The 25,824-nt window shown below is 73.5% G+C and carries 21 protein-coding genes and 1 pseudogene; 12 read left to right on the top strand and 10 right to left on the bottom strand.

Annotation, left to right across the window (positions count from 1 at the left end; all coding sequences use genetic code 11):
• Position 1 precedes the first annotated feature (1 nt).
• Both QFZ75_RS07195 and QFZ75_RS07190 read right to left on the bottom strand, forming a co-directional pair.
• Entirely contained in the window at positions 2-1,549 is a 1,548-nt protein-coding gene (locus QFZ75_RS07195) for an HEXXH motif-containing putative peptide modification protein (RefSeq protein WP_307534800.1), read from the bottom strand.
• 157 nt (positions 1,550-1,706) lie between these two features.
• Positions 1,707-1,841 (bottom strand): hypothetical protein, encoded by a 135-nt coding sequence (locus QFZ75_RS07190; RefSeq protein WP_263973071.1) that lies wholly within the window; start codon positions 1,839-1,841, stop codon positions 1,707-1,709.
• Between the two features lie 303 nt (positions 1,842-2,144).
• Between QFZ75_RS07190 and QFZ75_RS07185 the strand changes: the two genes are divergently transcribed.
• The 4 genes from QFZ75_RS07185 (at position 2,145) to fusA (ending at position 7,994) form a co-directional block, all read left to right on the top strand.
• On the top strand, positions 2,145-3,800 hold the full coding sequence (locus tag QFZ75_RS07185) for a serine/threonine-protein kinase (protein ID WP_307534797.1): 1,656 nt from the start codon (positions 2,145-2,147) through the stop codon (positions 3,798-3,800).
• Positions 3,801-4,619, top strand: coding sequence for an N-formylglutamate amidohydrolase (locus tag QFZ75_RS07180; RefSeq protein WP_307534796.1), 819 nt, complete (start codon positions 3,801-3,803; stop codon positions 4,617-4,619).
• Positions 4,620-4,631: 12 nt separating this feature from the next.
• Positions 4,632-5,480: a DUF429 domain-containing protein gene (locus tag QFZ75_RS07175; RefSeq protein ID WP_307534795.1), complete on the top strand. Its 849-nt coding sequence runs from the start codon at positions 4,632-4,634 to the stop codon at positions 5,478-5,480.
• 351 nt (positions 5,481-5,831) lie between these two features.
• A complete protein-coding gene (gene fusA / locus QFZ75_RS07170; protein ID WP_373465819.1) occupies positions 5,832-7,994 on the top strand; it encodes an elongation factor G in 2,163 nt (720 codons plus the stop codon).
• Between the two features lie 122 nt (positions 7,995-8,116).
• Here the strand turns inward: fusA and QFZ75_RS07165 are convergent, their stop codons facing one another.
• Positions 8,117-9,226 carry a hypothetical protein gene (locus QFZ75_RS07165; protein WP_307534794.1) on the bottom strand — a complete coding sequence of 370 codons (1,110 nt, stop codon included), beginning with the start codon at positions 9,224-9,226 and terminating at the stop codon, positions 8,117-8,119.
• Between the two features lie 414 nt (positions 9,227-9,640).
• Between QFZ75_RS07165 and QFZ75_RS07160 the strand changes: the two genes are divergently transcribed.
• Positions 9,641-11,725, top strand: a complete 2,085-nt coding sequence (locus QFZ75_RS07160) for a bifunctional polysaccharide deacetylase/glycosyltransferase family 2 protein (RefSeq protein ID WP_307534793.1) — start codon at positions 9,641-9,643, stop codon at positions 11,723-11,725.
• 39 nt (positions 11,726-11,764) lie between these two features.
• Positions 11,765-12,976 carry an LCP family protein gene (locus QFZ75_RS07155; protein WP_307534791.1) on the top strand — a complete coding sequence of 404 codons (1,212 nt, stop codon included), beginning with the start codon at positions 11,765-11,767 and terminating at the stop codon, positions 12,974-12,976.
• A gap of 3 nt (positions 12,977-12,979) precedes the next feature.
• Here the strand turns inward: QFZ75_RS07155 and QFZ75_RS07150 are convergent, their stop codons facing one another.
• From QFZ75_RS07150 to QFZ75_RS07130, 5 genes are all read right to left on the bottom strand, one after another.
• A complete protein-coding gene (locus QFZ75_RS07150) occupies positions 12,980-14,173 on the bottom strand; it encodes a N(5)-(carboxyethyl)ornithine synthase (protein ID WP_307534790.1) in 1,194 nt (397 codons plus the stop codon).
• 77 nt (positions 14,174-14,250) lie between these two features.
• Positions 14,251-14,523: a hypothetical protein gene (locus QFZ75_RS07145; RefSeq protein ID WP_307534788.1), complete on the bottom strand. Its 273-nt coding sequence runs from the start codon at positions 14,521-14,523 to the stop codon at positions 14,251-14,253.
• 285 nt (positions 14,524-14,808) lie between these two features.
• Positions 14,809-15,480 carry a response regulator transcription factor gene (locus tag QFZ75_RS07140; RefSeq protein WP_307534787.1) on the bottom strand — a complete coding sequence of 224 codons (672 nt, stop codon included), beginning with the start codon at positions 15,478-15,480 and terminating at the stop codon, positions 14,809-14,811.
• Positions 15,449-16,822 (bottom strand): sensor histidine kinase, encoded by a 1,374-nt coding sequence (locus QFZ75_RS07135; RefSeq protein ID WP_307534785.1) that lies wholly within the window; start codon positions 16,820-16,822, stop codon positions 15,449-15,451. Before QFZ75_RS07135 ends, QFZ75_RS07140 begins: the two co-directional genes overlap by 32 nt.
• Positions 16,823-16,978: 156 nt before the next feature.
• Positions 16,979-17,557: a TetR/AcrR family transcriptional regulator gene (locus tag QFZ75_RS07130; protein WP_307534783.1), complete on the bottom strand. Its 579-nt coding sequence runs from the start codon at positions 17,555-17,557 to the stop codon at positions 16,979-16,981.
• A 350-nt stretch (positions 17,558-17,907) separates the two neighbouring features.
• On the opposite strand from QFZ75_RS07130, the gene QFZ75_RS07125 reads away from it, so the two are divergent.
• Positions 17,908-19,371 (top strand): MFS transporter, encoded by a 1,464-nt coding sequence (locus QFZ75_RS07125; protein ID WP_307534781.1) that lies wholly within the window; start codon positions 17,908-17,910, stop codon positions 19,369-19,371.
• A 27-nt stretch (positions 19,372-19,398) separates the two neighbouring features.
• Here the strand turns inward: QFZ75_RS07125 and QFZ75_RS41080 are convergent, their stop codons facing one another.
• Together QFZ75_RS41080 and QFZ75_RS07115 are read right to left on the bottom strand one after the other, a co-directional pair.
• Entirely contained in the window at positions 19,399-19,917 is a 519-nt protein-coding gene (locus QFZ75_RS41080) for a hypothetical protein (RefSeq protein WP_373465818.1), read from the bottom strand.
• Positions 19,918-20,044: 127 nt separating this feature from the next.
• Entirely contained in the window at positions 20,045-20,827 is a 783-nt protein-coding gene (locus QFZ75_RS07115; protein WP_307534778.1) for a CDP-alcohol phosphatidyltransferase family protein, read from the bottom strand.
• Positions 20,828-20,971: 144 nt separating this feature from the next.
• Between QFZ75_RS07115 and QFZ75_RS07110 the strand changes: the two genes are divergently transcribed.
• The 5 genes and pseudogenes from QFZ75_RS07110 to QFZ75_RS07090 all read left to right on the top strand — a co-directional run.
• The gene (locus tag QFZ75_RS07110; RefSeq protein ID WP_307534776.1) at positions 20,972-21,949 is read left to right on the top strand and encodes a zinc-binding alcohol dehydrogenase; all 978 of its coding nucleotides are present in this window, start codon (positions 20,972-20,974) and stop codon (positions 21,947-21,949) included.
• 220 nt (positions 21,950-22,169) lie between these two features.
• Positions 22,170-22,568 (top strand): 6-carboxytetrahydropterin synthase, encoded by a 399-nt coding sequence (locus QFZ75_RS07105; RefSeq protein ID WP_307534774.1) that lies wholly within the window; start codon positions 22,170-22,172, stop codon positions 22,566-22,568.
• 23 nt (positions 22,569-22,591) lie between these two features.
• Entirely contained in the window at positions 22,592-23,692 is a 1,101-nt protein-coding gene (locus QFZ75_RS07100) for a glycosyltransferase family 4 protein (protein ID WP_307544267.1), read from the top strand.
• A complete protein-coding gene (locus QFZ75_RS07095; protein WP_307534773.1) occupies positions 23,689-24,681 on the top strand; it encodes a class I SAM-dependent methyltransferase in 993 nt (330 codons plus the stop codon). The genes QFZ75_RS07100 and QFZ75_RS07095 overlap by 4 nt, the downstream gene beginning before the upstream one ends.
• Positions 24,681-25,748 (top strand): annotated as a pseudogene (locus tag QFZ75_RS07090) (lysylphosphatidylglycerol synthase transmembrane domain-containing protein); the annotation flags it as partial. The gene QFZ75_RS07095 and the pseudogene QFZ75_RS07090, both read left to right, overlap by 1 nt.
• Between the last annotated feature and the right edge of the window lie 76 nt (positions 25,749-25,824).

Genomic DNA, 25,824 nt, shown 5'->3' with positions numbered 1-25,824 from the left:
GTCACCCGTCCTGGGTGACCAGGCCGGAGGCCACGAGCAGGCGCAGGCTGTCGCCGACCTGCCGACCGGCCTCCTCCGAGCCGGGCGTGAGACCCGCCGCCCGCGCGTAGGCCGTGTGCAGTGAACCGAGGTCCCGTCCGTCGCACAGGGAGTAGACGGTCCACGAGCGCGCGTTCAGCCAGTGCATCCGCGCCGACCGCGCCGGGCTGACGACCAGTTGCCCGAGGCCGGGCAGGGCGCACGCGTCCACCGGTGTGACGCGCCGGAGGGCCCCTGCCGGGGAAAGCTCCTGGGACCGCTCCGGTCCGGACGGCCGAGTCGTCGCCGCGGTCCGGTCACGGGGCTGCGGCGCGTCCTCGTCCACCAGGCGCAGGGCGGTGAGGAGCCAGCGGGCGAACCGGTGCCCGTGCTCGGTGAGCGCCTCGTCCGGCAGCGACAGTACGCACTCGGCGAGGTAGCGGGCCCTCTCCGCACTGGTGCGGTACTCGCCGTTCAGGGCGGCCGGGGTACCCGGGCTCGGTTCGTCGAGGTCCTCGGCGGGCGGGGGCGCGCCGAACCTCTCCCGGACCGCTTCCCCCGCCGTGTCGGCCGCGGCGCGGAAGACCAGCAGGTGCACGTAGAAGTGCAGGGCGACGAACACCCGGATGACCGTCCAGGAGCCGATCCGCCACGGGATGGGGACCTGCTCGGTGGCGTTCCTGACCACGGAGCCCGTCCGGAGCGCGTCGAAGAGCTTGAGGTGGGCGCCCTCGTGCAGCAGGCTCTCGGCCGCGAGCCACGCAGACGTGCAGCGTTCGGGCGCGAGCAGCACGGTCGAGGGGAGCGGGTCGCCGCCCGACATGGACTGCAGAGGGCCCTCCTCGCTCTCCCGGCTGGTGAAGCCGACCATGGTGACGTGCCCGAGCACGCCGGCTCCCGCCGAGGGCAGCAGCGTCGCGAGGAGTTCCGCGCCGTCCCGCAGGCCGGCGAGGACTTCGTCCGTGGGTGCCACGGGGCCTGTCGCCCGGTTGTCACCGAGTGCGTCCCGGTACAGCTGCACGAGACGCTCGGCCAGCATCTTCTCCGCCCCGCCGTCCTCCGGCGCGGGTTCGGCCAGCACCCAGGCGTCCCCGAGACCGGGCCAGGCCGGCCGGTGAGGACGCATGAGGGCTTCGCAGGGACCTGTGGAGGACGACGGGGCGCCGGAACCCGAGGCGGCCATGTGACCGCTCAGGTGGGCGGCGAGCGAACTGCGTTCGAGCCGGCCGCTGTCCAGTTGTGCCAGGTCGACCTCGAAGCAGTTGCGCAGCACCGGGTCGTACAGCAGCGGGCGCAGACGTTCGTCGGGTGCGGCGGCCGTCTCCCGCAGCACGTCCGCCGCTTCGCCGTCATGCCGCGCCAGCATGGTGAGACCCAGCCGGAACCGGGCGAGGTTGCGCTCTCCGATGGCGGGGGAGTCGCCGAACTGCCGATCGGCGCACAGCAGGGTGTCGGCCTGCGCCACCCGGTCGGCGACCGGTTCGGCAGAGGCGGGTGTGACCGGCGCGGCGGCGGGGGCTGAGGAGGACAACGACGGACCGTCCTTCGAAATCACGGGTTCGCGGGGCGCGGAGGGGCGCGATGGCGCAAGGGCGAGTGGCGGACGCCGACACGGACGCGGGTGTGGAGGTGGGAAGACCGGCACCGAACCCGCTCACGGGTCCGATGCCGACCGAGCGCGCCGCGGGTCAGGCGGCGCGGACCGCCTGGTACGACGGCAGCCAGGCGCGCTCCTCCGGTGCGTCGACGGCCACCAGCGGCGACTCGTCGTCGAGGTACGTCTGCGGAGCCAGCTCGGGGGTCTCGATGAGGTCCACCAGCATGTGTCTTCAGTCCCTTCGGTCGGGTGCGGGCAGGGCGGTCCCGGAAGAGGATCACCCTGCCGGGAACATCATCTTCCGGTACGCCACGTCCCACGCCGGGGGGAGCGATGTCCCGAATGCTGTCCCGCACGGCGGCCGACCTTCTTCCGTTCTTCCTCCCGTTCTTCTTCCCGTTCCTCCTCCTTGCCCTTCCCTCCCGGCCGTCGTTCCGCCGCCGGTTCCCGGCGCTATGCTCGCCGGTGTTCGAGTGGTACATGGGGCCGGTGGCGGGGAAGCCGCCGGGAGGGGCGTGAGGCGGGCGTGATGTCCGGCAGTGATGATCAGCAGGCGGCGTACACGGCACGGGGTGCCGGGCGTCTGATCGCCGGTCGCTACCGGTTGGGCGAGCAGCTCGGCCGGGGTGGCATGGGCACGGTCTGGCGGGCCCACGACCAACTGCTCGCGCGGGACGTCGCGGCCAAGGAACTGCACGTCTTCACCCAGGGCGACGAGGACCACCGCGTATGGCTGCGCCGTGCCGTGCGCGAGGCGCGCGTGGTGGCCCGGGTGCCGCACCCGCACGTGGTCGGCGTGCACGACCTGGTCGAGTACGAGGACCGGCTCTGGATCGTCATGGAGCTCGTCGACGGCCCGTCCCTCGCCCAACTCGTCGCCGAAGAAGGCCCGTTGGAGCCGACGCGTGTCGCCGTGATCGGGGCGCAACTGCTCGGCGCGCTGGACGCCGTCCATGCCGCCGGAGCCCTGCACCGCGACGTCAAGCCGGCCAACGTCCTGCTGCGCCGCGACGGCAGCGCCGTACTGACGGACTTCGGCATCGCCGTCCTGGACGACGGCGAGATGCTGACCAACTCCGGTGAATTCGCCGGTTCCATCGAGTACATGGCGCCCGAACGCGTCAACGGCGGTGTGGTCGGGCCCGCTTCGGACCTGTGGTCGCTGGCCGCGACACTCGTCACGGCCGCCACCGGATCGTCGCCGTTCCGCCGGTCCGCGTACGCGGCCACCCTGCACGCGGTCGCGTACGAAGAGCCGAGACTTCAGGCGGAGTTGGGGCCACTGCTGCCGGTCGTCGAGGCGCTGCTGCGCAAGGCGCCCGAGGAGCGGCCCTCCATTCCCGACGCGACGACCGCCCTGCGGCACGCCGCCGAGGGGGTCGCGGCGGATCCCAGGTCCCTGCCGTCGGCCACCGTCCGGGTCGCGGTACCGGCGACCGTGTCCCTCGTGGACACGGAGACCCGGACGCGGCAGCACGTTCCGTGGGCGGACCCGGGATCGCCGACCGCGCGGTACGACGCCCGGACCGCGTCCGAGCTGATGCGCCGGGACGCGAGACAGCGTGACAGGCGGCTCGTGGGCTGGGTGGCCTCCGCGCTCGCCCTCCTCGTCGTGGGGACCGGTCTGGGCCTGTTCGTCGCCGGGGCCCCGCCCTTCGGCCGGACCGCCGAGGCCGACGCCGCGGACCCCGAGGACCGTGCGAAGGACCAGGAGGGCGGGCAGGCGGGCGCCGACCGGCCGTCCGCCACCCCGCTGACGCCGACACCGACGCCCGCCGTCAACGACTCGGTGGTCCATGCCGCCGAGGGCTGGCAGCGGGTCACCGAAACACTCATCCAGGCCGGCGACACGGTCACCGTCCGCTACACGTCGGGGGAGTGGACCGTCGACGACCCCGATATGCCGCTGACCGGCCCCGACGGCTACGACGCCGAGACCGACAAGTCGCTGGAGTTCGCGGCGCAGAGCTGCAAGGTCAACGGCTCGGCACCCTTCGGCGCGCTCCTCGGACGTTTCACCGAGGGAGGGGAGGGCGAGGAGAGCCGGCTCGTCGGCAAGGAGTGGACCTTCGAGGCGGCTGCCGGTGGCACGCTCGAACTGCGCATCAACGACGGCGACGCCGGCTGCCTGACCGACAACTCGGGGGACCTCGACGTCTCGGTGACCGTCACCAGTGAGGCGTAGATGAACGACGCTCCGGCTTCCTGCCGGCTCGTGCCGGGCGCGCCCGACTCACCCGTGATCCTGCACGTGCCGCACTCCTCGCGGACCGTTCCGGCGGACGTGCGCGACGGGATCGTGCTCGACGACGCCGCGCTGGAACGGGAGCTGGACCACATCACCGACTCGCACACCGCCCGGATCGCCGCGGAGGCGGCCGCCCGGCTCACCCCGGCACCCTGGCAGTTCGTCAACCGGCTGTCCCGTCTGGTCGTCGACCCCGAACGCTTCCCGGACGAACGGGAGGAGATGCGGGCCGTCGGCATGGGAGCCGTCTACACACGGACCACCCACGGGGAGCCACTCCGGCCGGACGGCCATCCTGAAGAGCCGCTCCTCGACCGCTACTTCCGCCCCTACGCCGCCGCCATGACCGACGCCGTGACCGAGCGGCTGGCAGCCGCCGGACGGGCCGTGATCATCGACGTGCACTCCTACCCGAGCGAGCGGCTCCCGTACGAACTCCACGGCGACGGTCCCCGGCCGCCGATCTGCCTCGGGCACGACCCCTTCCACACCCCGCCCGACCTGCTCGCCCACGCCGAGAAGGCCTTCGCGCACTTCGGCGGTACGGGCGTCAACAGCCCCTTCGCCGGTACGTACGTCCCGCTGAAGTACTACGGCGACGACCGGCGGGTCGGCGCCCTGATGATCGAGATCCGCCGGGACGTCTACATGACCGAACCGGGCGGGCCGGCCGGGCCAGGCCTCGACCGGGTGGCCGCCGCGCTGGCGGAACTCGTCGACGCGGTGACCGGCGGGTCCGGTTCGTGCTCTCTCTGATACCACCGACCCATGAGCATCGAGCGGTTCATCGGTATCGATCTGGCCTGGGCCCAGGGCGGGGTCCGCAGGGCCAATGAGACGGGCGTCGCCGCCGTCGACGGCTGCGGCGCGGTCGTCGACTGCGGCTGGACCCGTGGTCTCGACGAGACGGTGGAATGGCTGACCGGGGCCGCCGCCGGCGGATCGGCCCTCGTCTTCGTCGACGCGCCGTTGGTCGTCGACAATCCCGCGGGCCAGCGGACGTGCGAGCGGCAGGTCGGGCAGCGGTACGGCCGTTGGAAGGTGAGTGCGAACAGCACGAACCAGGGCTCGCCGCGTCTGGCGGGGGTACTCCTGCGCGAACGGCTGCGGGAGGCGGGCTGGACCTACGACGACGGCAGGGAAGGACCGCCGGAAGGCGGCCGCGTCCTGTCCGAGTGCTATCCGTACACGACCCTCGTCGGAGCGGCCGAACTGGGCTACGACCTGGAACGGCCGACCTACAAGCGCCGGCCGGCGCGGGTGCCGGCGGCCGACTGGCGTGCGGTACGGGCGCAGGCGTGCGACCTGGTGATCGCGCGCATGGCAGGTCTGGCCACCGCCGACCCACCCCTCCTGCTCTCCTCGCACCCGGTCTCCCGGCGGCTGACCGAGGAGCCCTCACCCCGGCGCGCGGCCGACTACAAGCACCGGGAGGACCTCATCGACGCCCTGCTCTGCGCGTGGACGGCCGCGCTGTGGTCCCGGCACGGGCACGCGCGCTGCCAGGTGCTCGGGGCGGGCGGCCCGGCCCCGCGCGGCTTCGCGCCGACCATCGTCGCCCCGGCCCGCCCGGAACAACGCGGAGAGGGGGACCGGCCGCAGGCGTCGAAAACCTGATGCCGCGGCCCGATCCGGTTCCCTACACTCGCCACACGACGCCCGCCGCGCACCACCGCGACGCCCGCCGTGACCACTGAGGACCGTCCAGCAATCTTGAGGGGAGCCCGGCCATGCGGTACCGCACCGCTGTCGTCGTTCCCCTGTCGCGGTACGAGGTGATCCTCGTGTCTCCGTGGCACCGGTGCGCGCTGCGCGGCCCGCACCGGATGCCCGTTTCGAACGTCTGACCTGAACTCCGCACCTCTTCTGGCGGGTCCACAGGTCAGCCACCGCTTCGTACGGGAATCGCGCCGACCCCTCCGGATACCTGATCGATCAATTCCGATCAGTTCTGAAAGGCCACGGGCCGTGCGTACCGAACTCCACCTCCACCATGACAACTACTCCGCGCCGTTCGCCCGCAACCCGCTGGGTGCCGTCCGCAATCTCGGCATCCTCGCCCACGTCGACGCGGGCAAGACCACCGTCACCGAGCGGATCCTCTACGCCACCGGGACCACGCACAAGCGCGGTGAGGTCCATGACGGCACGACCGTCACCGACTTCGACCCGCAGGAGCGCGACCGCGGGATCACCATCTTCGCCGCCGCCGTCAGCTGCGACTGGGACGGGCACCGGATCAACCTGATCGACACCCCGGGGCACGTCGACTTCTCCGACGAGGTCGTCCGTTCGCTGCGCGTGCTCGACGGGGCGGTCGCGGTGTTCGACGCCGTCGCCGGGGTCGAACCGCAGAGCGAGTCCGTGTGGCGGCAGGCCGACCGGTTCGGCGTACCGCGGATCGCCTTCGTCAACAAGCTGGACCGGACCGGGGCCGACCTCGACTCGGCGGTCGCGTCGATTCGGGAGCGCCTGCATCCGGCGCCGCTGGTCGTCCAGTTGCCCATCGGCTCGGAGGACGGCTTCGAGGGCGTCGTCGACCTGCTGCGTATGCGGGCCTTGGTCTGGACCGAAAGGCGTGACGGACACGACGGGCGCGACGGATCGGGTGAGGTGCGGGAAGGGCCCGTGCCCGAGGCGCTGCGCGCGGAGGCCGGGCGGCGGCGACGGCTGCTGGAGGAGGCCGTCGCGGAACTCCATCCCGGCGCGCTGGAGGAGTTCTGCACCCGGTCCACGGTCTGCGCGGACACGCTCGCCGGCGCGCTGCGCGACCTGACCCGTACCGGGGACGGTGTGGTCGTGCTGTGCGGCTCCGCCTACCGCGACCGGGGGATCGAGCCGCTGCTCGACGCCGTGGTGGCGTACCTGCCCTCACCGCTGGACGTGCCCGCCGTACGCGGCACGCTGGACGGTGCCGGGCAGGAGCGGGCCGCCGATCCGGCGGCGCCCTTCGCCGCCCTGGCGTTCAAGGTGAACGCGACCGCCACCGGGCGGCTGACCTACCTGCGGGTGTACTCGGGAACGATCCGGAAGGGAGAGACCGTGTGGGACGCGGGCGCGGCACGCACCGAGCGGATCGGGCGGATCCTGCGGGTCCAGGCCGACCGGCACGCCCAGGTGGACCGGGCGGTGGCCGGGGACATCGTCGCCGTGGTCGGACTGAAGTCCGCCCGCGCGGGATCGACCCTGTGCGCGCCGGGTGCTCCGCTGGTCCTGGAACCGCCGGACACGGCCGAACCCGTCGTCTCCGTCGCGGTCGAGGCCGGCACGAACGCGGACACGGAGCGGCTGGTGGCGGCGTTGGGCCGGCTCGTCGAGGAGGACCCGTCGCTGGTCGTCCGCACCGACGGCGAGACCGGCCAGACCGTGCTGTCGGGCATGGGCGAACTGCACCTGGAGGTGGCGGTGGAGAAGATCCGCCGCGCCCAGGGCCTGGACGTCCGGGTCGGCCGGCCGAAGGTGGCGTACCGGGAGACCGTCGTGCGCGGAGTCGCCGGGCTCGTCCACCGGCACGTCAAACAGGACGGCGGGGCCGGGCAGTTCGCCCAGGTCGTGCTCGATGTGGAGCCGCTGGAGCCGGTGGAACCGTCGGATGCGGCCGGTGAAGGTGCGGGCGCCGGACCCGGTGGCAGCGCGACCGGGTTCGAGTTCCGGTCGGCCGTCGTCGGCGGGCGGGTGCCGCAGGAGTACGTGCGGGCCGTCGAGGCCGGTTGCCGGGACGCACTCGGCGAAGGCCCGCTCGGCGGTCATCCCGTGACCGGGCTGCGGGTGGTCCTGCGGGACGGGGCGACCCACGTGAAGGACTCCTCGGAGCTGGCGTTCCGGACGGCCGGACGGCTCGCGCTGCGGGAGGCCCTGCGGGCGAGTGCGATGGCGCTGCTGGAACCGGTGGCCGAGGTGACGGTCACCGCCCCCGGCGATGCCGTCGGCGGGGTCCTCGGCGACCTGGCCGCACGCCGGGGAAGGGTCACCGGGTCGAGTACGCGGGCGGGTTCGGCGGTCGTCACGGCGACCGTTCCGCTGGCCGAACTGTTCGGGTACGCGACGCGGTTGCGGAGTCGGACGCAGGGCCGGGGGGTCTTCACCACCCGGCCGACGGGGTACGCGCCGGCGCCGGCGTCGAGCCGGTAGTCCGCCGGCCCGCATGAGGGCTCGGGGGCGGTCCTGACTGTTCCCGGGCAGGGCCGCCCCCGGGTGACCTGCCGGTCGGTTCCCCGGCGCCCGGTGCCCCGCGTCCCGGGTCCCCGGCGCCCTCAGGCCTCCGTGAGCATGCCCGGCCGCAGCGGACGGGGCTCCAACAGACCGGCCCCCAGCAGACCGGCCTCGTCCGATGTCGGTCCCGGTCCCGGTCCCGATTCCGCCCCCAGCTCGGTCAGGACCTCGCGGGCGTAGTCGGCCACCGGCGCCGGCCGGTCCAGCAGGGCCTGATGCTGCCGCACCATGAGGGCGTTCTCGTCCGGCGTGGGGGCCAGGGCACGCAGGAACGCCAGCGTTTGTGCGGGATCCGTGGCTGAGGCGGCTGAGGCGGACGAGGCGGCTGAGCGGGTACGCGTCCCCACCGGCCCGCCGTCCTCGAGCAGGAGCCCGAGGAGGTGCTCGACCAGTGCGGCGCGGGCGGGGGCGACCCGGGCGTGTTCGGCCGGGGTGAGGGCGAGCGCCGTCAGCACGGGCACCGCGTGCGTCGCCCGGGGCGGGGCGCCGGCCATGTCCGCGAACAGGTTCCGGACCAGCTCGGCGCGGTCGGCGACACCCTCGGCGGCAAGGGCGAGCAGTGCCCCCAGCAGCCATCCCGGCCGGCCGAGGACCAGGCGCCCCGGTCGTGCCACGGCCGGCGGGACGAGCACCGGGGTGAAGGGGTCGGCGCGCAGTCGCGCCGGCAGGTCGGCCCCCGGCACCCCACCGAGTACGCGCGCGGGTCGCGCCCGGTTCCTGGCGCGGTTGAAGAACCACGCCAGGACGAACTCGTGCGAGGCCGGCACCGGACAGCCGGTGTCATGGACGAGGTGTTCGGTGATCGTGAACACGGTGTCCGAGGCGGTCGCCCGTGCGCCGAGCCGTGCGGCCAGCTCCGCCCGCCAGGCCGTGGGACGCAGGTCGAGGATCTCCACCGTCCAGGTGTCCGGCGTGAGGTACCGGTGCTGCAGGAGCCAGGCCGCCGCGGCTTCGGGGGTGACCCGGCATCCCAGTTCGGCGGCGGACAGCGCGGCCTTCTCCGACGGAGCGACCGTGCGCCGGCCGGCGGCCGACTCGCGATGTCCGAGCAAACCGGTCTGGGCGAGGACGCGTTGGCGCGGGGTCATCCCGCCCAGTTCGCGGACCACTCCGCAGAGGTCGCGGGCCCGCACGAGTTCGACCAGTCTCATCGTGCCGCCTTCATCGTCCGGGGGCGGGCGGTGGGCGTGCGTCCGGTCGTGGACCTGTACGCGGTCGAGGGCGGTAAGTAAGCCTGGGATTGAGCGACTTGGATCACGCGGACACGTTAAGGCCGGGCGCCGGCAGGATGAAGGAAACGTTCAGACGGCAACCAGTGGGAGACCCCGGGCGGGTGTGCCGGCATGCTGCCGGCATGCCCGGGAGCGGCGCCCGGCAACGACGCCTGACGGCACGGGTTTCTTTCGCTCACCCCGGTACGCGGCCGCGGAGCTGTGGTTAGACTCGCGCCCCATGCGCACCTCCGGACCCGTCAGCCAGCGCCGGCACACCCTCCTCGTGGCACCGGCCCACGGGGGGCGGGGCCGGAGAGGAGCCGCCGCCGTCCATGAGGGGGACGGCCTTCGGTGAGGGCCCGGCACAAGCAGTCCCGGGATCCGCGCGGGCACTGGCTGCTGCTGGCACTCGTCCTGCCCGCTGTGTTCGCTGCCCTCTTCTTCCAGGGGTGGACCGATCACGAGGTCGATGCCGCGGACACCCGGTCCGCCTGCACCTCGCCGGCGCCCGACGCCGTCGTCCGCGGCGGGCCCGTCATCGGCATCAACCGCAACGGCGTGCAGACCGCCTCGATGCCCGCCCGCACCGTCGCGCTCACCTACGACGGCGGGCCCGATCCCGTCTGGACCCCGCGCCTGCTCGACCTGCTGAAACAGCACAGGGCCCGCGCGACCTTCTTCCTCCTGGGCTCCCAGGCGGCCCGCCATCCGGACCTCGTGCGGCGGATCCGCGCCGAGGGGCACGAAATCGGATCCAACACCTACACCGGTGCCGTCCTCGGGGAGACGTCGAGCATCCGCTTCGACACCGAACTGGAGCTGACGCAAGCGGTGCTGGCGGGCAGTTCCGGTCTGCGTACCAATCTCCTGCGGATGCCGCGGACCACCTCGCCCGACACCCTGTGCGGGCGCGAGTGGACGGCGGCCCGGCGTGCCACCGCCCGGGGGTACGTGCTCGTCACGGCCGACAAGGCGTCCCGCAAGCCCGCGCAGGGGCTGGTCCGGCAGTTCAGCCAGACGGCCACCGCCTACCGGGAGACGCGCAAGCTGCTCCGGAACCAGGGCATCGACCGCTTCACCACCGTCTCGGCCGGGCTGCGGCTGATCCCGTACGAGCCCGTGTCGGCCGCCGAGCGGTGGCGCGGCTCCGCCCTCATCCAAGCCGTCCGCCTGGGGCGCGCGTTCTCGGACACGATGACCTGGGTCCTCGGCATCGCGGGCGCGCTCGGCGTGCTGCGGCTGGTGCTGCTCGTCCTCTTCGCCCGCGCCCACGTGCGGCGGCTCGAACGCTCCCGGCCCGGCGCGCCCTGGCTGGCGGAGGTGACCGAGCCCGTCACCGTGCTCGTCCCCGCCTACAACGAAGAGGCCGGCATCGAGTCCACCGTCCGCTCGCTGCTCGCCTGCGACTACCCGCGGCTGCAGATCGTCGTCATCGACGACGGCTCCACGGACCGTACGGCGGAACTCGCCGAAGGCGCCGGCGCCGGTGACCCGCGGGTGCTGGTCGTCCGCAAACCCAACGGAGGCAAGGCCGCCGCCCTCAACACCGGCCTGGAGCACGCCCGTCACGACATCCTGGTCATGGTGGACGCCGACACCGTCTTCGAACCCGACGCCGTCCACCACCTCGTCCAGCCGCTTGCGCACCCGGCCGTCGGCGCGGTCAGCGGCAACACCAAGGTCGGCAACAGGCGGGGGCTGCTCGCCACCTGGCAGCATCTGGAGTACTGCTTCGGCTTCAACCTCGACCGCCGGATGTTCGAGGTGCTGGAGTGCATGACCACCGTTCCCGGTGCCATCGGGGCCTTCCGCCGGGCCGCGCTGGTGGGCGTCGGCGGGGTCAGCGACGACACCCTCGCCGAGGACACCGACCTCACGATGGCCCTGTGGCGGGCGGGCTGGCGCGTCCTCTACGAGGAGTCCGCCGTCGCCTGGACCGAAGTCCCCACCTCACTGCGGCAGTTGTGGCGCCAGCGCTACCGCTGGTGCTTCGGCACGATCCAGGCCATGTGGAAGCACCGCGGTGCCGTCCTGGAGACGGGCGTCGCCGGACGGTTCGGCCGGCGCGGACTCACCTACCTCGCCCTCTTCCAGGTCGCCCTCCCGCTGCTCGCCCCGGTCATCGACGTCTTCGCCCTGTACGGCCTGCTGTTCCTCGACCCGTTCGGCTCGGCCGCCGTGTGGTTCGGCTTCATGGCCGTGCAACTCGTCTGCGCCGGATACGCGTTGAGGCTGGACGGGGAGCGCGTACGCACCCTGTGGTGGATGCCGTTCCAACTGGTCGTCTACCGGCAGCTCATGTATCTCGTCGTTCTCCAGTCCGTGGTCGCCGCGCTGCTCGGCAGCCGGCTGACGTGGCAGCGCATGAAGCGTTCCGGCACCGCCGCTGAACAGATCGGCGGCCCGGCCCCGTATAAGAGCGTGCCCACGCGATGACCCGTACGGAGGGAACGTGCCGAGGAACCGGACAGGCCGATGCCGAAGAGGCCGATGAACGACGGGACCCGCCCCCCGACCCATGGCGGCGCAGGTGCAGGCATCGGCATCGGTACACGCATCGGTACCGCCACCGGCGCCCCGCCCTCGACCCGGACCGCGCCCCTGCCCGGCATGCCCTCGCCCGCCACACCCGGCCGCACCGACGACGGGAACCGGCCCCGCCGGGGCGCGGGCGGCGGCCGTTCCCCCAAGCCCCGCCCGACCCGGGGCCGTAGAGCGGTACGGCTGACCGGCCTGCTGCTCGCCGTGCTGGCCGCCTCCTGCGTCGGCACGTACGTGTGGGCCGACACCGAACTGGCCCAGGAGGTCGACCTCGGCGCGCTGCCGGACCGGCCGCGGGGCGGTCCGGGCACCAACTACCTGATCGTGGGCTCCGACAGCCGGGCCGGTCTGTCCGAACAGGCCAGGAAGGACCTGAGCACCGGCTCGGCCGAGGGCCGCCGCACCGATTCGATGATCCTGCTGCACACCGGCGCGCACGGCACCACCATGCTGAGCCTGCCGCGCGACTCCTGGGTCACCGTCCCGGCGTACGTCCGCCCCGAGACCGGCCGCGGCTACCGCGCCGAGCCGAACAAACTCAACGCCGCGTTCTCCCTCGGCGGCCCCGGCCTGCTCGTACGGGCCGTGGAGCGCAACACCGGGCTGCGCGTCGACCACTACGCGGAGATCGGCTTCGCGGGCTTCGTCGGGGTGGTCGACGCGGTCGGCGGCGTGGACATGTGCCTGGACCGGGACGTCAGGGACAAGAGCTCCGGCGCCGACCTGCGCAAGGGCTGCCAGACCCTCGACGGCACCGAGGCGCTGGCCTTCGTACGCCAGCGCAAGCAGGAGGCCCGGGGCGACCTGGGTCGTACCCGCAACCAGCAGAAGTTCCTGACCGCCCTGGCGAGGAAGGCGGTCACTCCCGCCACCCTCCTCAACCCCGCCACGGCCTTCCCGGCCCTCGGCGCGGGCCTCGACACCCTGGTGGTCGACAAGGACACCGGGTTGCGGGACCTGATGACGCTGTTCCGGGCCATGCAGGGCGTCACCGCGGGCGGCGGCAGGCAGCTCAACGTGCCCGTCTCCGACCCCGGTCTCGCCACCTCCAAGGGCAGCGCCGTGCAGTGGGACGAGGACCGGGCACGGACACTCTTCGCGCAGCTGCGGGAGGACCGGCCGGTGACGCTCCCGCGGGAGAGGTGACGGTCAGACCGGCTGCGGGAGGGAGGCCGGCTCCCGGGTGACGGCGGGAGCGGGGGCCGGCAGGGCGTGCGGGTACTCGGCCGGCCGGTTCTGGAAGGAGAGGATCTTGGGATTCAGCACGACCCCGTCGCGGATCTCGATCGCCTTCCTGACCGTGACGTCGCCGTCCCAGGACGCCGGGCCGCTCATGACCGTGCGCAGGTACGGCAGGAGCGCCTCGCTGATCTCCCAGGTGGCCGAGTTCCACAGGTACGACGGGCTGTGGTCCACCCCGTAGTAGTGGCAGCCGTCGCCCACCGTGGGCATCGGGTCCTCGAAGGTGGTCGGGCGGGCCCAGGCGAAGCCCATGCCCTCGTCGCAGGAGACGTCGACGAAGAAGGTCCCCGGCCGGAACAGGGCGAGTTCCTCGTCGGTGACGAACATCAGCGGCGCGTCGGTGTCCTGCCGCACGCAGTTGACGATGATGTCGAACCCGGCCAGGTACTCCGCGAGCGGCACGGTGCCCGATCCCGTGAGCGCCTCCAGGCGGGACGGATCGTCCTCCCGCTCCGCGAAGTGGTTCATCACGACCGACGGCATCGGGGAGGCCACCGCGGCGGCGGCCCGCTGGGTCAGCACCGTGACGTCGGAGACACCCATGGCACCGAGACCGGTGACCGCCCCGCGCGCAGTGGCGCCGAAGCTGATGACCACCGCGCGCATCCGGCGGCCGTAACTGCCGGTCAGTCCGCCGAGCTGCAGTGCCTGCAACACGGAGGAGTAGCCCGCGAGTTCGTTGTTCTTGTGGAACACGTGGACGCTGAAGGCACCCGTGGAGGTCCAGTGGTTCATGGCCTCCCAGGCGATGAGTGTGAGCCGCTTGTCGATGCCGAGCTGCGTCATCCGCTCGTCCTGCACGCAGTGCGGCCAGCCCCACAGCACCTGGCCCTCGCGCAGCTCGGCGACGTCCTCGTGCATCGGCTTGGGCAGCAGCAGCACGTCGCACTCGGCGAGGAGCTGCCCGCGCGAGCGCAGCCCGGCCACCAGCGGACGCAGCGTGTCGTCGCCGACGCCGAAGCGCTCGCCGTAGCCCTCCTCGAGGAAGATCTTCGCGCGTACGTCGGGTGCGATCCGGTCGAGGTGACCGGGATGCAGCGGCAGCCGGAACTCGTTCTCCTTGCGGGAGGAGGCGAGTACTCCGAGACTCAGCAGACTCATTGCGCGTCCTTCTATCTCGTTCATCTATTTGGTTGTCGTGGTGCGTGGTGCGTGGTGCGGTCGCCGGGGCGTCCGGTTCAGGGACGGTCGCCCTGGTGCCCGCGGACGCGCTCCTCCAGCGGGAGGGGTGTCTCGCCGAGGCCGTCGACCGATCCGCAGGCCATGCGCGCGCACGTGCCGCGGCAGGCCAGCAGCTGTCCGCCGGCACGGTGGGAGACCACCACGGCCTCGGGGCCGGGTGTCTTGCGGTAGTCGGTGCCGCACGTCAGGCAGGCCAGTCCCGAGAGCATCTCGGCGCTCGGTTCGGGCCGCCCCCGGCGGTGTCCGGAGATGGCGTCCTGTGAGTACATGTGTCCCGCATCCTCTGAGGTCGAGTGGGGCCGGTCCGCCGGCGTCAGGCGCGGAAGAGGGTGCGGGAGACGGCGGAAGGGTACGAGCCAGAAGGCATCGTGCGGCTCATTTCCGGCCGGATCCGGCATGTGCCGGCCTGGCCGTTCTCTGCCGTTCCCCGAGTGCGACGCCGCGACGGGTGACGGCATACGAGGTGCGCCCGGTGACGCCACGGTACTCCCTTCCGCTCCCGGCTCCGACCTGTCCGCCGTCCTGACCTGTCCGCCGTCCGGGCCGTGCGCCCGTCACCGCCTGCCGCGCGGCACCACCAGTCCGCAGTCGTACGCGAGGATGACCGCCTGCACCCTGTCGCGCAGCCCGTACTTCTCCAGGATGTGCGCGATGTGCGTCTTGACCGTCGTCTCGCCCACGCCCAGTTCGAGCGCGATCTCCGCGTTGGACAGTCCGCGGCTCAGGGCGCGCAGGACGTCGAGCTCGCGGCCGGTGAGGGCGCCGAGGCGGGACGGCACGTCCGGGGTCGCGGGTGCGGCGAGGTGGGCGAAGCGGTCGAGCAGGCTGTGGGTGACGCGCGGCGAGAGCACGGCGTCACCGGCGGCCACCGTGCGGATGGCGCCGACCAGCGAGTCGGCGGGCCCGTCCTTGACGAGGAAGGCGCTGGCCCCCGCGCGCAGGGCGTCCACCACGTGCGCGTCCAGGTCGAAGGTGGTCAGGATGACGATGCGGCTCGGCGATCCCGCCGCCACGATGCGGCGCGTGGCCTCGACGCCGTCCATGTGCGGCATCCGGATGTCCATCAGGACGATGTCCGGACGCAGGGACCGGGCACCGTCGACGGCCCCGGCGCCGTCCGACGCCTCGCCCACGACCTCGATGTCCGGTTCGGCCTCGAGGATGAGCCGGAATCCGGTCCGGATCATGGGCTGGTCATCGACCAGCAGGACGCGGATCGCGTGCATACGGGGGGTGCCCTTCGTGGCGGAGGTCGTGGCTGTCGTGGTGCGGCGGGTCGTGGTGGGGCGGGTCGTGGTGCAACGGGTCGTCGTGCGGGACGGCCGGGGAGCGGGGCAGCGGCACCACCGCGTGGACGCAGTAACCGCCGCCCGGCCGCGGACCGGTGTACAGGGAACCGCCCACGGCGAGGACACGTTCCCGCATGCCGACCAGTCCGTGACCGCGGCCGTCGGCAGGGGCGGGCGGCCGCGCTGCCGGCTCCCCGTCCGGCCGGGGGCCGTCGTCGCAGATCCGGACGGCGAGCCGCCGGTGCTCCGGTTCCCAGGCCACGGTGAGACCGGTACGGGTGCGGCCGGCGTGCTTGAGCGTGTTGGTGAGGGCCTCCTGCACGACGCGGTAGACGGTCAGGTGTGAGCCGGCCGGCAGCTCGACGGGCGTCCCGGTCGTCGAGCAGTCGATGGTGAGGCCCGTCGCGCGCACCGCGTCCAGCAGGGCGGGAACGGCCTCGACGGTGGGCTGCGGCGGCTCCTTGTTCGGATCGGAGTCCGCCTCGTCCTCCGTGCGCAGGACGTCGAGCAGCCTGCGCAGTTCGGTGACGGTCGCCCGGCCGGTCTCCTCGATGGTGCCGTGCAGTTCGTGGGCCTTGTCGCCGTCGCGGTCCTGCACCCGGTCGGCGGCGATCGTCTGGACGACCATGAGGCTGACGTTGTGCGCGACGATGTCGTGCAGCTCGCGGGCGATCCGGGCCCGCTCCTCCATGACGGCGGCGCGCGCGTTGGCCGCCTGCGCGCGTTCCAGCGCCGCGGCCCGCTCCAGGGCCTGGTCGCGGATGGCGGAGCGGGCCCGGGTGAGCCGGCCGAGCGCCCACGCCGCGACCAGCAGCACGGCCTCCGTCAGGAACGTGGCGAGGCGGTGGCCGGCCGCGGCGAGGACCGCCTCGGTGACGGCCGCGGCCGGGATGACCACGGCCACGACCAGGGTGGCCGTCCTGGGCGTGCCCCGCAGGGCGGTCAGCAGGACGGCCGTGGCCACGCCGATGTAGGCGGGCCCGATGGAGGTGCCCTGCGGGCCCGACAGCTGCGGGATGAAGTGCCGTCCCTGGAGCGCGGCCGCCGCCGCCGTCATGACCAGCAGGACCGGCAGGGGGAACCGCCGGTGGACGGCCAGCGGCAGCGCGGACAGCAGGGCGAGTACGGCGAACAGGGCGTCCGGGGTGCGCAGTACGGGCGCTTCGGGCGGCATCGGCCCGAGCGGGGCGAACGCCCCCGCGGTGAACAGCAGGGCCAGACCCGCGTCGGTGACGGCCCGGGGCACCCGCCGTCCCGCGAACGAGTCCATGAAGTCCATGGCCCCACGGTAGACGGATCACCGGGGCCGCCCCTCTGACCTGGGGAGGAACGGCTCCGGCCGGTCTCCTCCGTGAAGGCATCCTCCGCAGGGAGGAGGGGCGGGGGCGAGCGGCGCGGAACGGGAGGGGACAGAAGCGGCTCCGCGACCGGCGGGTCAGTGGGTGACGCGTACGCCGTCGAGGGCGATGGACATGACCCGGTCGCGCTGCGCGTCGTTCTCGAACGTCGTCGCGGTGATGCCCGCGACCATGCGCAGCAGGTCGACGAAGTCCATGTCCGTACGCGCCTCACCGGCCCGCTGCGCCCGCTCGAACAGCGGGGTGCCGGCCGCGTACATCGAGTCGCGGCAGGCGGCGAAGATCTCCGACTCGTCGTTGAGCGCCTCACGGACGGCCCGCTTGGTCACCATGTAGCCGGCGAACCGGTCCAGCCATGTGGTCAGCGCCTCCCACGGTTCCAGGCCGGCGACCTCCCCGGCCACCTGGCACAGGGCGTCGACCTCGTCCGCGTAGAGGCTCTCGAAGAGGTGCCTGCGGGTCGGGAAGTTGCGGTACAGCGTGCCGATGCCGACGCCCGCCCGGCGGGCGATGTCCTCCAGGGAGGCGTCCGCGCCCTGCTCCGTGAAGGCCTCGCGCGCCGCGGTGAGCAGCGCGTCGTAGTTGCGCGCCGCGTCCTTCCGGTGCGGCCGCCGGCTCGCGACGATCTCACTGACGGGGAACGACTGGGCGGTCACTGCGCCTCCCGGGGCGGGACGAGGTTGAATCGGAGGTGTGCCTCCGCTACAGTGGAGGGGTACCTCCACTTTAGCAGTGCGGGGTGTGTCCACCGGGGACGCGTGCGGCCGCACGCGCCGTCGGAGCGACGCCCCTCGTCTGCGTACGGGCCCCGCGCCGAGCGCACCGCCCGTCTCCTGACACTCCCTGACACCTTCCGCGACCACCCCTGCCCGCCGCTGCCGCCGTCGGCCGCGTCCGGACAGGGCCCCGTCCCACGGTCACCGCCGCCCCGCGCCGCCCCGGCACGCGCGGAACCCGTGCGCCCGCGGTCCGGGTCCCGGCCGCACCCAGTTCGGAGAGGCTCTCCATGCCCCGCAAGTCCACCCGCCTCACCTTCGCGGTCCTCGCGACCGGTGCGGGCGTCTTCTCCATGCTCCAGTCGCTGATCGCGCCGGCCCTGCCGACCGTCCAGCACGAACTGCACACCTCGCAGTCCACCGCGACCTGGGTGATGACGGCGTACCTGCTGTCCGCCTCGGTCTTCACGCCGATCCTCGGCCGGGTCGGCGACCTGATCGGCAAGAAGCGCACCCTCGTCGCGGTCCTGGTGACCGTGCTGATCGGCTGTCTGATCGCCGCGCTCGCCCCGACCATCGGCGTACTGATCGTCGCCCGGGTCGTGCAGGGCATGGGCGGCGCGCTGTTCCCGCTGTCGTTCGGCATCATCCGGGACGAGTTCGACGCGGCCCGGGTGAGCCCCAGCATCAGCAACCTGTCCGCCGTCATCGCCGCCGGCGGCGGTGTCGGCATGGTCGCGGCCGGTCCCATCGTGACCGCGCTCGGCTACCGGTGGCTGTTCTGGCTGCCCGTCGGCGTCGTCGCGGTCACCGCGCTGATCGCCCTCCGGTACGTCCCCGAGTCGCCCCGGCGCGCGAAGGGCCGCGTCAACTGGCTCGGCGCCGTCCTGCTGTCGGCATGGCTGGTGGCCCTGCTGCTGCCGCTCAGCCAGGCGACCCGGTGGGGCTGGGGCTCGTCCCGGGTGATCGGGCTGTTCGCCGCGGCCGCCGTCCTCTTCGTCCTGTGGCTGCTCTCCGAGGCGCGTTCCCGCTCGCCGCTGATCGACCTGAAGGTCATGCGGCTGCCCGCCGTGTGGACCACCAACACCGTGGCGCTGCTGTTCGGCGCGGGCATGTACTCGATCTGGTCCTTCCTGCCCGCCTTCGTCCAGACACCCGGCTCCGCCGGATACGGATTCGGGGCGAGCGTGACCGCGTCCGGCCTGCTCATGCTGCCGATGCTCGTCGCGATGTTCTTCTCGGGCGTCCTGAGCGGCCGGCTCGAGCCCGTCGTCGGCGCGAAGAGGCTGCTCACGACCGGCGCCGCGCTCGGCGCGGTCGCCTGCGGGTTCCTCGCCCTGTGGCACGACGAGCAGTGGCAGGTGGCCTTCGTGTCCGGTGTGTTCGGCCTCGGCATCGGCCTGGCGTTCGCCTCGATGGCCAACCTGATCGTGGGCAGTGTCCCGGCCGAGCAGACTGGGGCCGCGACCGGTATGAACGCCAACATCCGCACCATCGGCGGCTCCGTCGGCGCCGCGGTGACCGGCGTCCTGGTGACCGGCCACCTGCAGCCCTCGGGCCTGCCCGAGGCCGCCGGCTACACGCACGGATTCACCCTGCTGGCCCTGCTGTGCCTCGCCGCGGCACTGGCGGCGCTGCTCGTCCCGGTCCGGCACGTGCGCCGGATGTCCGGCGTGCCGCGGGCCGCCGCCGACCGCGACCCGGCGCACCCGGACCGGGAGACCGCGGCGGTCACTCCCGGCGTACGGGGCTGACGCGTCCGGGCTCCGGGGGACCGGCCGTCACCGCTCCCCGGCCGGCCGATGTTCCCCGGACCCGGACCCGGACCCGGACCCGGACCCGGACCCGGACCCGGACCCGGACCCGGACCCGGACCCGGACCCGGACCCGGACCCGGACCCGGACCCGGACCCGGACCCGGACCCGGACCCGGACCCGGACCCGGAGCCGGAGCCGGACGTGGGGTGGGAGGCCGGCCCGGAGCCGGCGCGGTCCGGGCCGTCGCCGGCCTTCGGGTGACGCAGCCGCAGGACCCGTGACTGCGTGGGGTGCACCTCGTGCCGGCCCCACAGCCGCCGGAAGCGCTCGCTGCGTACGGACAGCTCGCCCACCGGCTCCACCAGCCGGGGGTCGTCGACGTCGGGCCCGACACCGGCCCGCAGGAGGTTGGAACCGGGGGTGTGGTTCGGGGACAGGGCCCTGGCCGGGTTGCGGAAGGAGGGGCTGATCCGCGGTCTCGGGCTCAGTTCCGTCTTCGACGCCCGGCTGACCGAGGCGCAGTCCATCGCGCCCGTCGTCACCGTGCAGAACCTGTACGACCTGGCCGTCCGCCGGGACGGCGCCGTGGAGGCCTCGCCGCAGCAGGTCGCCCCGGCGTGGCTGCTGCAGCGCTCGGCGACGACCGTGCTCGTCCCGGGGCGCGCCCGGTTACGGGGCGCCGACCGTCGCCGTCTCGCGGGGGCGGTCCACCGCGACCCGCTCCACCTCGTGCCCGGCGGAGTCGCGCGTGCGCCGCAGCCAGCCGATGTCCCGGCCGAACGACCAGGTCAGCAGGGCCAGCGCCAGGGCGACGACCCCGGACGTCAGGGCGTACGGAAGGATCCCCGAGCCGGCGAGCAGCAGCAGGACGCCCTGGAGGGCGGCCACGGTCTTGCGGGCGGTGCTCGGCGGGAGCGCGTTGTTCAGCCAGGGCAGGAACCTGGCGGCGGCCACGAAGGCGTACCGCATACCGCCGATGACGAGGGCCCAGGGCCCCACCGCCGCGGCGACGTACACGCTGAGCACCAGGATCAGGAACGCGTCGACCTCCATGTCGAAGCGCGCGCCCAGCGCCGTGGAGGAACCGGTGCGGCGGGCGACCTTGCCGTCGACCGCGTCGAGGATCAGGGCCGTCGCGGTGAGCGCGACCAGGACCGTGACCGGCGGCGGGCTCTGGAACGAGTCGGCGACCAGGGCGGTCACCCCGCCGACGAGGGTCGCCCGGCCCAGCGTCACGCGGTTGGCGGCTCCGAAGGAGCGGGGCCGCGTGCGGTGCAGGGCGCGTGAGAGCACCGCCCAGGTCGCGAGTCCGAACGCCAGCCCGGTGAGCCAGCCCGCGGGGCCCAGGCCGATCGCCGTGCCGAGCACGGTCAACAGCAGAAGCTGTACGCCCGCTCCCACGGCGGTCTCCTGCTGCAAGAGCCTCGCGTCGTACGTGTTGTTCAGGGCCACCGCACATCCTCCGGCCAGGTGACAGGGACGATCATTGCCGCGTACCTTGTGCGCGGCTTCGCAAAGGTCGGTACGTGGCCCGTCGCCCGATCGTTCAGCCGCCCCGCTCAGCCGATTCACATGAATTCCTCAGGAGGATGCCGAATGGACCGCTCCGCCCGCGCCTTCTGGCTCGGCTCTCCCGGCCGTGGCGAACTCCGGGACACCCACCTGCCCGAACCCGCCGAGGACGAGGTCGTGGTGCGCACACTCTTCTCGGGGGTGAGCCGCGGAACCGAGACGCTCGTCTTCCGCGGCGGGGTCCCGCAGAGCCAGTACGCCGCCATGCGGGCACCCTTCCAGGACGGCGACTTCCCCGGCCCCGTCAAGTACGGGTACCTGAACGTCGGGACGGTGGAGGAGGGGCCCGCCGGCCTCGTCGGACGGACCGTCTTCTGCCTCTACCCGCACCAGAGCCGCTACGTCGTCCCCGCGAGCGCCGTCACACCCGTACCCGGGAACGTGCCCGCCTCGCGCGCCGTGCTCGCCGGCACGGTGGAGACCGCCGTCAACGCCCTCTGGGACGCGGTGCCCCTGATCGGCGACCGGATCTCCGTGGTCGGCGCGGGCATGGTCGGCGCGAGCGTCGCCGCACTCCTCGCCCGGTACCCCGCCGCCCGCGTCCAGCTGGTCGACGCCGACCCGGCGCGCGCGGAACTCGCACGGGCGCTGGGCATCGACTTCGCGCTCCCCGCGGACGCCGCGGGCGAGCGCGACCTCGTCGTCCACGCGAGCGCCACCGAGGCGGGGCTCTCCCGCGCCCTCGAACTCCTCGCCCCGGAGGGGACCGTCCTCGAACTGAGCTGGTACGGCGACCGCAAGGTCGCCCTGCCGCTCGGCGAGGCGTTCCACTCCCGCCGGCTCGTCATCCGCAGCAGCCAGGTCGGGTCCGTCTCACCGGCCAGGAGCTCCCGCCGCACGTACGCCGACCGGCTCGCCCTCTCCCTCGAACTCCTCGCCGATCCCGCCTTCGACGCCCTGATCACGGGCGAATGCGCCTTCGAGGACCTGCCGGAGACGATGGCCCGGCTCGCCACGGGGGAGACGACGGCGATGTGTCACCTGGTGCGGTACGAGCCATGAGAGGCGACGCCGCCCGCGAAACGGTCACGTCCGCACACCGAGTGACCAAACCCCAACGCCGGTAACCAAGTTCGCACCACGTGTCGTCCTGACGACCCTGCCGAGGGAAACCCGTCCGAAACTCCGACCCGAACGCTGTGAACACGGAGAACGGACCGGCCGTAATACAGGGCACGCCCCGGCAGAGGGGTCAGACGCACCGCACCTGGAGGGTCGTCCGTTGTTCAGCATCACCGTCCGCGATCACCTGATGATCGCCCACAGCTTCCGCGGAGAGGTCTTCGGACCCGCGCAGCGCCTGCACGGAGCGACGTTCCTCGTGGACGCCACATTCCGCCGCGCCGAGCTGGACGACGACAACATCGTCGTCGACATCGGACTGGCCACCAAGGAACTCGGGGAGGTGGTGGCCGAGATGAACTACCGGAACCTCGACGACGAGCCGGTGTTCGCGGACACCAACACCTCGACGGAGTTCCTGGCGAAGGTCGTCGCCGACCGCCTCGCCGAACGCGTCGAAAAGGGAGCACTGGGCGAGGGCGCCCGCGGCCTGGCCGGCATCACCGTCACCCTGCACGAGTCGCACGTCGCCTGGGCGAGTTACGAGCGTGCCCTGTGAACCCGTACGCCGACATCATCCCCATGTCCCTGCGCGCCCTGCACTTCGTGATGCCCGGCGCGGTGGACGACCCGACCGTGCCGAGCGGCGGCAACGTCTACGACGCCCGGGTCAGCCTCGACCTGCCCGGCTTCGGCTGGCAGGTCCACAAGCACGCCATCGACGGCAGCTGGCCCCAGCCGGCCGCCCCGGCCCGCGACGAACTGGCCCGCACCCTCGCCGCACTGGACGACGGCACCCCCGTCCTCCTCGACGGCATCGTCGCCTGCGCGGCCCCCGAGATCGTCATCCCGGAGGCCGGACGGCTGCGGCTGGTCGTCCTGGTGCACCTGCCGCTCGGCGACGAGGTCGGACTCACGCCCGAACTCGCCGCGGACCTGGACGCCCGCGAGCGCCACGCCCTGCGCGCCGTACCGGCCGTCGTGGCCACCAGCGAATGGGCGGCCCGCAGACTCGTCGCGCACCACGGGCTCGCGCCCGACCGCGTCCACGTCGCACCCCCCGGCGCCGACATCGCGCCGCTGGCCCCCGGCACCGACGGCGTCTCGCGGCTGCTCTGCGTCGCCTCGGTCACCCCGCGCAAGGGACAGCACCGGCTGGTCGAGGCCCTCGCGGAGGTCACCGACCTGCCCTGGAGCTGCGTGCTGGTCGGCGGCCTCAACCAGGACCCCGGGTACGTGGCCGAACTGCGGGACCTGATCGCCCGGCACGGCCTGGGCGACCGCGTGGAACTCGCCGGGCCCCGGTCCGGTGCCGCACTCGACGCGAGCTACGCCTCGGCCGACCTGATGGTCCTCACCTCGTACGCCGAGACGTACGGCATGGCCGTCACCGAGGCGCTCGCCCGCGGCATCCCCGTACTGGCCACGGACGTCGGCGGGCTGCCCGAGGCGGTCGGGCGCGCGCCCGACGGCGGGGTGCCCGGCCTGCTCGTACCGCCGGAGAACCCCGCGGCCCTGGCCGCGGAGCTGCGCGGCTGGTTCGGCGAGGCCGACGTGCGCCGGCGCCTCAAGGCCGCCGCGCGGGCCCGCCGGGCGTCCCTCGGAGGCTGGGCCGCGACGGCCCGGAGTCTGTCAGGTGTCCTGGGGCGACTGAAGAGCGAGGCAAGGAGGGGGGCGGCATGAGCGGCACGAGCACCAGCACCGGTACGAGCACGACGCCGACGGAGGCTCCGGGGAGCGATACCGGTTCCGGCACCGGGACCGCGGAGCCCGGCCGGGACACAGGAACGATTCGGCTCGGCGACCGCACCCGCGGCGAGGCCGCCGACGACACCACCGACGACACCACCCGTTACGCCCCCGAATGGCTCCAGCTGCGGGAGGGCGTCGACGCCTCGGCGCGCTCGTCCGAACTGCTCGACCCCCTGCGGATCCGCCTCGCGAACCTGCCGCGCAGGTCGAACGGGTTCGTCATCCACGACCTCGGCTGCGGCACCGGGTCCATGGGCCGGTGGCTCGCGCCCCGGCTGGACGGGCCCCAGCACTGGGTGCTGCACGACCGCGACCCGTACCTGCTGCACTTCGCCGCCGTCGGGTCGCCCCGTTCGGCCGCCGACGGCAGCCGGGTCACGGTGGAGACACAGCGCGGCGACGTGGGCCGGCTGACCGCCGACGCCCTGGCCGGCGCCTCGCTGGTGACGGCCTCCGCCCTGCTGGACGTGCTCGACGCCGACGAGATCGAGGCACTGGCCGCGGCCTGCGCCGGAGCCGGCTGCCCCGCCCTGCTCACCCTCTCGGTGGTCGGCCGGGTCGAACTGACGCCGGCCCGTCCGCTGGACACCGAGATCGCCACGGCGTTCAACGACCACCAGCGACGCGGGGACCTGCTCGGCCCGGAGGCGGTCAGCGCGGCCTGCGACGCCTTCTCGCGGCACGGCGCGACGGTACGGGTGCACCCGAGCGCCTGGCGGCTCGGTCCGGCCGAGTCCGCGCTGACGGCGCAGTGGCTGCGCGGCTGGGTCGGCGCGGCCGTCGAACAGCGCCCCGAGCTGGCCGACCGGGCCGCGGACTACCTCGACGAGCGTCTCGCGGCCTGCGCGGCGGGGGAGCTGAACGTGGTGGTCCACCACAGCGACCTGCTGGCGCTGGCCCGTCCGGTCGGGGGCGTGTGATGGGCGGCGCGGGGGCCATGACGGCGAAGGAGCGTTCCCTGACCACTGTGGCCACTGTGCCCGCTGTGGTCGTTCCGTCCGCCCTGGACGAGAAGCTGCCGGCGGAGCCCTCGGCACGGGCCGGGAACGACGGCGCAGCATCCGCCGCACGTCCGGACGGCGGCCGGGCCGGCGTGCTGGGCCGGGTCCGTGCGCGCCTCGACTCCCGGCTCCTGCGCACCCACTTCGGCACGATCGCCGGCGTCGTCATCCTCACCGTGCTGACCTGGCGCCTGGGCACCGGCGTCTTCCTGGACGGCCTGCGCCGCATCGACGGGGCCACGCTCCTCGCGGCGCTCGGCATCGGCGTGCTCACCACGGTGTTCAGCGCCTGGCGCTGGTGCGTGGTCGCCCGGGGCATGCGGCTCAGGCTGCCGCTGGCCCCGGCGGTCGCGGACTACTACCGCGCGCTGTTCCTCAACGCGGCGCTCCCCGGCGGCGTACTCGGCGACGTGCACCGGGCCGTACGGCACGGCCGCAGCGCCGGCGACGTCGGCCGCGGAGTGCGCGCGGTCGTCTTCGAACGCGTCGCGGGCCAGGTGGTCCTCGCCGTGGTCGGGGTGGCGGTCCTGCTCACCCAGCCCTCGCCGGTCCTCGACGAGACCCGGCACCTCGTCGTGCTGCTGGCCGCGGTCTCGCTCTGCGGGGTCGTCACCGCGGGCACCGTCCGCGGCAGGAACAGGGCGCCGCGCACCTCCCGCCGCCACCGGGCGGTGCGGACCGCGCTCACCGAGGCCCGCGGGGCGCTGCTGGCACGTGGCAGTTGGCCGGGCGTGGTGGTCTCGTCCGTCGTCGTCCTCGCCGGGCACGTCCTGATGTTCCTGCTCGCGGCCCGGGTGGCCGGATCGGACGCGTCCGCCGCCGAGTTGGTGCCGCTGGCGCTGCTGGCCCTGATCGCGATGGGGCTGCCGCTGAACGTCGGCGGCTGGGGGCCGAGGGAGGGCGTCACCGCGTGGGCGTTCGGCGCCGCGGGCCTGGGCGCGGCCCAGGGCCTGACCGTCGCCGTCGTCTACGGCGTGCTCAGCTTCGCCGCGAGCCTGCCCGGGGTCGCCGTACTGGTGGCCCGCTGGTACATGGGACTGCGCGGCCCGCGCGAGGAGGGCG

This window comes from Streptomyces sp. V3I8 (assembly GCF_030817535.1).
Classification (GTDB): domain Bacteria; phylum Actinomycetota; class Actinomycetes; order Streptomycetales; family Streptomycetaceae; genus Streptomyces.
This window is presented reverse-complemented; position numbering and strand designations above follow the sequence as displayed.

Excerpts from the sequence above, each read along its gene's own strand:
- QFZ75_RS07145 (WP_307534788.1), bottom strand. The coding sequence starts at position 14,523 with ATGTACTCACAGGACGCCATCTCCGGACACCGCCGGGGGCGGCCCGAA.
- QFZ75_RS07135 (WP_307534785.1), bottom strand. The coding sequence starts at position 16,822 with ATGGACTTCATGGACTCGTTCGCGGGACGGCGGGTGCCCCGGGCCGTC.
- QFZ75_RS07140 (WP_307534787.1), bottom strand. The coding sequence starts at position 15,480 with ATGCACGCGATCCGCGTCCTGCTGGTCGATGACCAGCCCATGATCCGG.
- QFZ75_RS07100 (WP_307544267.1), top strand. The coding sequence starts at position 22,592 with ATGTCCCTGCGCGCCCTGCACTTCGTGATGCCCGGCGCGGTGGACGAC.
- QFZ75_RS07150 (WP_307534790.1), bottom strand. The coding sequence starts at position 14,173 with ATGAGTCTGCTGAGTCTCGGAGTACTCGCCTCCTCCCGCAAGGAGAAC.
- QFZ75_RS07165 (WP_307534794.1), bottom strand. The coding sequence starts at position 9,226 with ATGAGACTGGTCGAACTCGTGCGGGCCCGCGACCTCTGCGGAGTGGTC.
- QFZ75_RS07110 (WP_307534776.1), top strand. The coding sequence starts at position 20,972 with ATGGACCGCTCCGCCCGCGCCTTCTGGCTCGGCTCTCCCGGCCGTGGC.
- QFZ75_RS07155 (WP_307534791.1), top strand. The coding sequence starts at position 11,765 with ATGCCGAAGAGGCCGATGAACGACGGGACCCGCCCCCCGACCCATGGC.
- QFZ75_RS07175 (WP_307534795.1), top strand. The coding sequence starts at position 4,632 with ATGAGCATCGAGCGGTTCATCGGTATCGATCTGGCCTGGGCCCAGGGC.
- QFZ75_RS07190 (WP_263973071.1), bottom strand. The coding sequence starts at position 1,841 with ATGCTGGTGGACCTCATCGAGACCCCCGAGCTGGCTCCGCAGACGTAC.
- QFZ75_RS07180 (WP_307534796.1), top strand. The coding sequence starts at position 3,801 with ATGAACGACGCTCCGGCTTCCTGCCGGCTCGTGCCGGGCGCGCCCGAC.
- QFZ75_RS07125 (WP_307534781.1), top strand. The coding sequence starts at position 17,908 with ATGCCCCGCAAGTCCACCCGCCTCACCTTCGCGGTCCTCGCGACCGGT.
- QFZ75_RS07095 (WP_307534773.1), top strand. The coding sequence starts at position 23,689 with ATGAGCGGCACGAGCACCAGCACCGGTACGAGCACGACGCCGACGGAG.
- QFZ75_RS07185 (WP_307534797.1), top strand. The coding sequence starts at position 2,145 with ATGTCCGGCAGTGATGATCAGCAGGCGGCGTACACGGCACGGGGTGCC.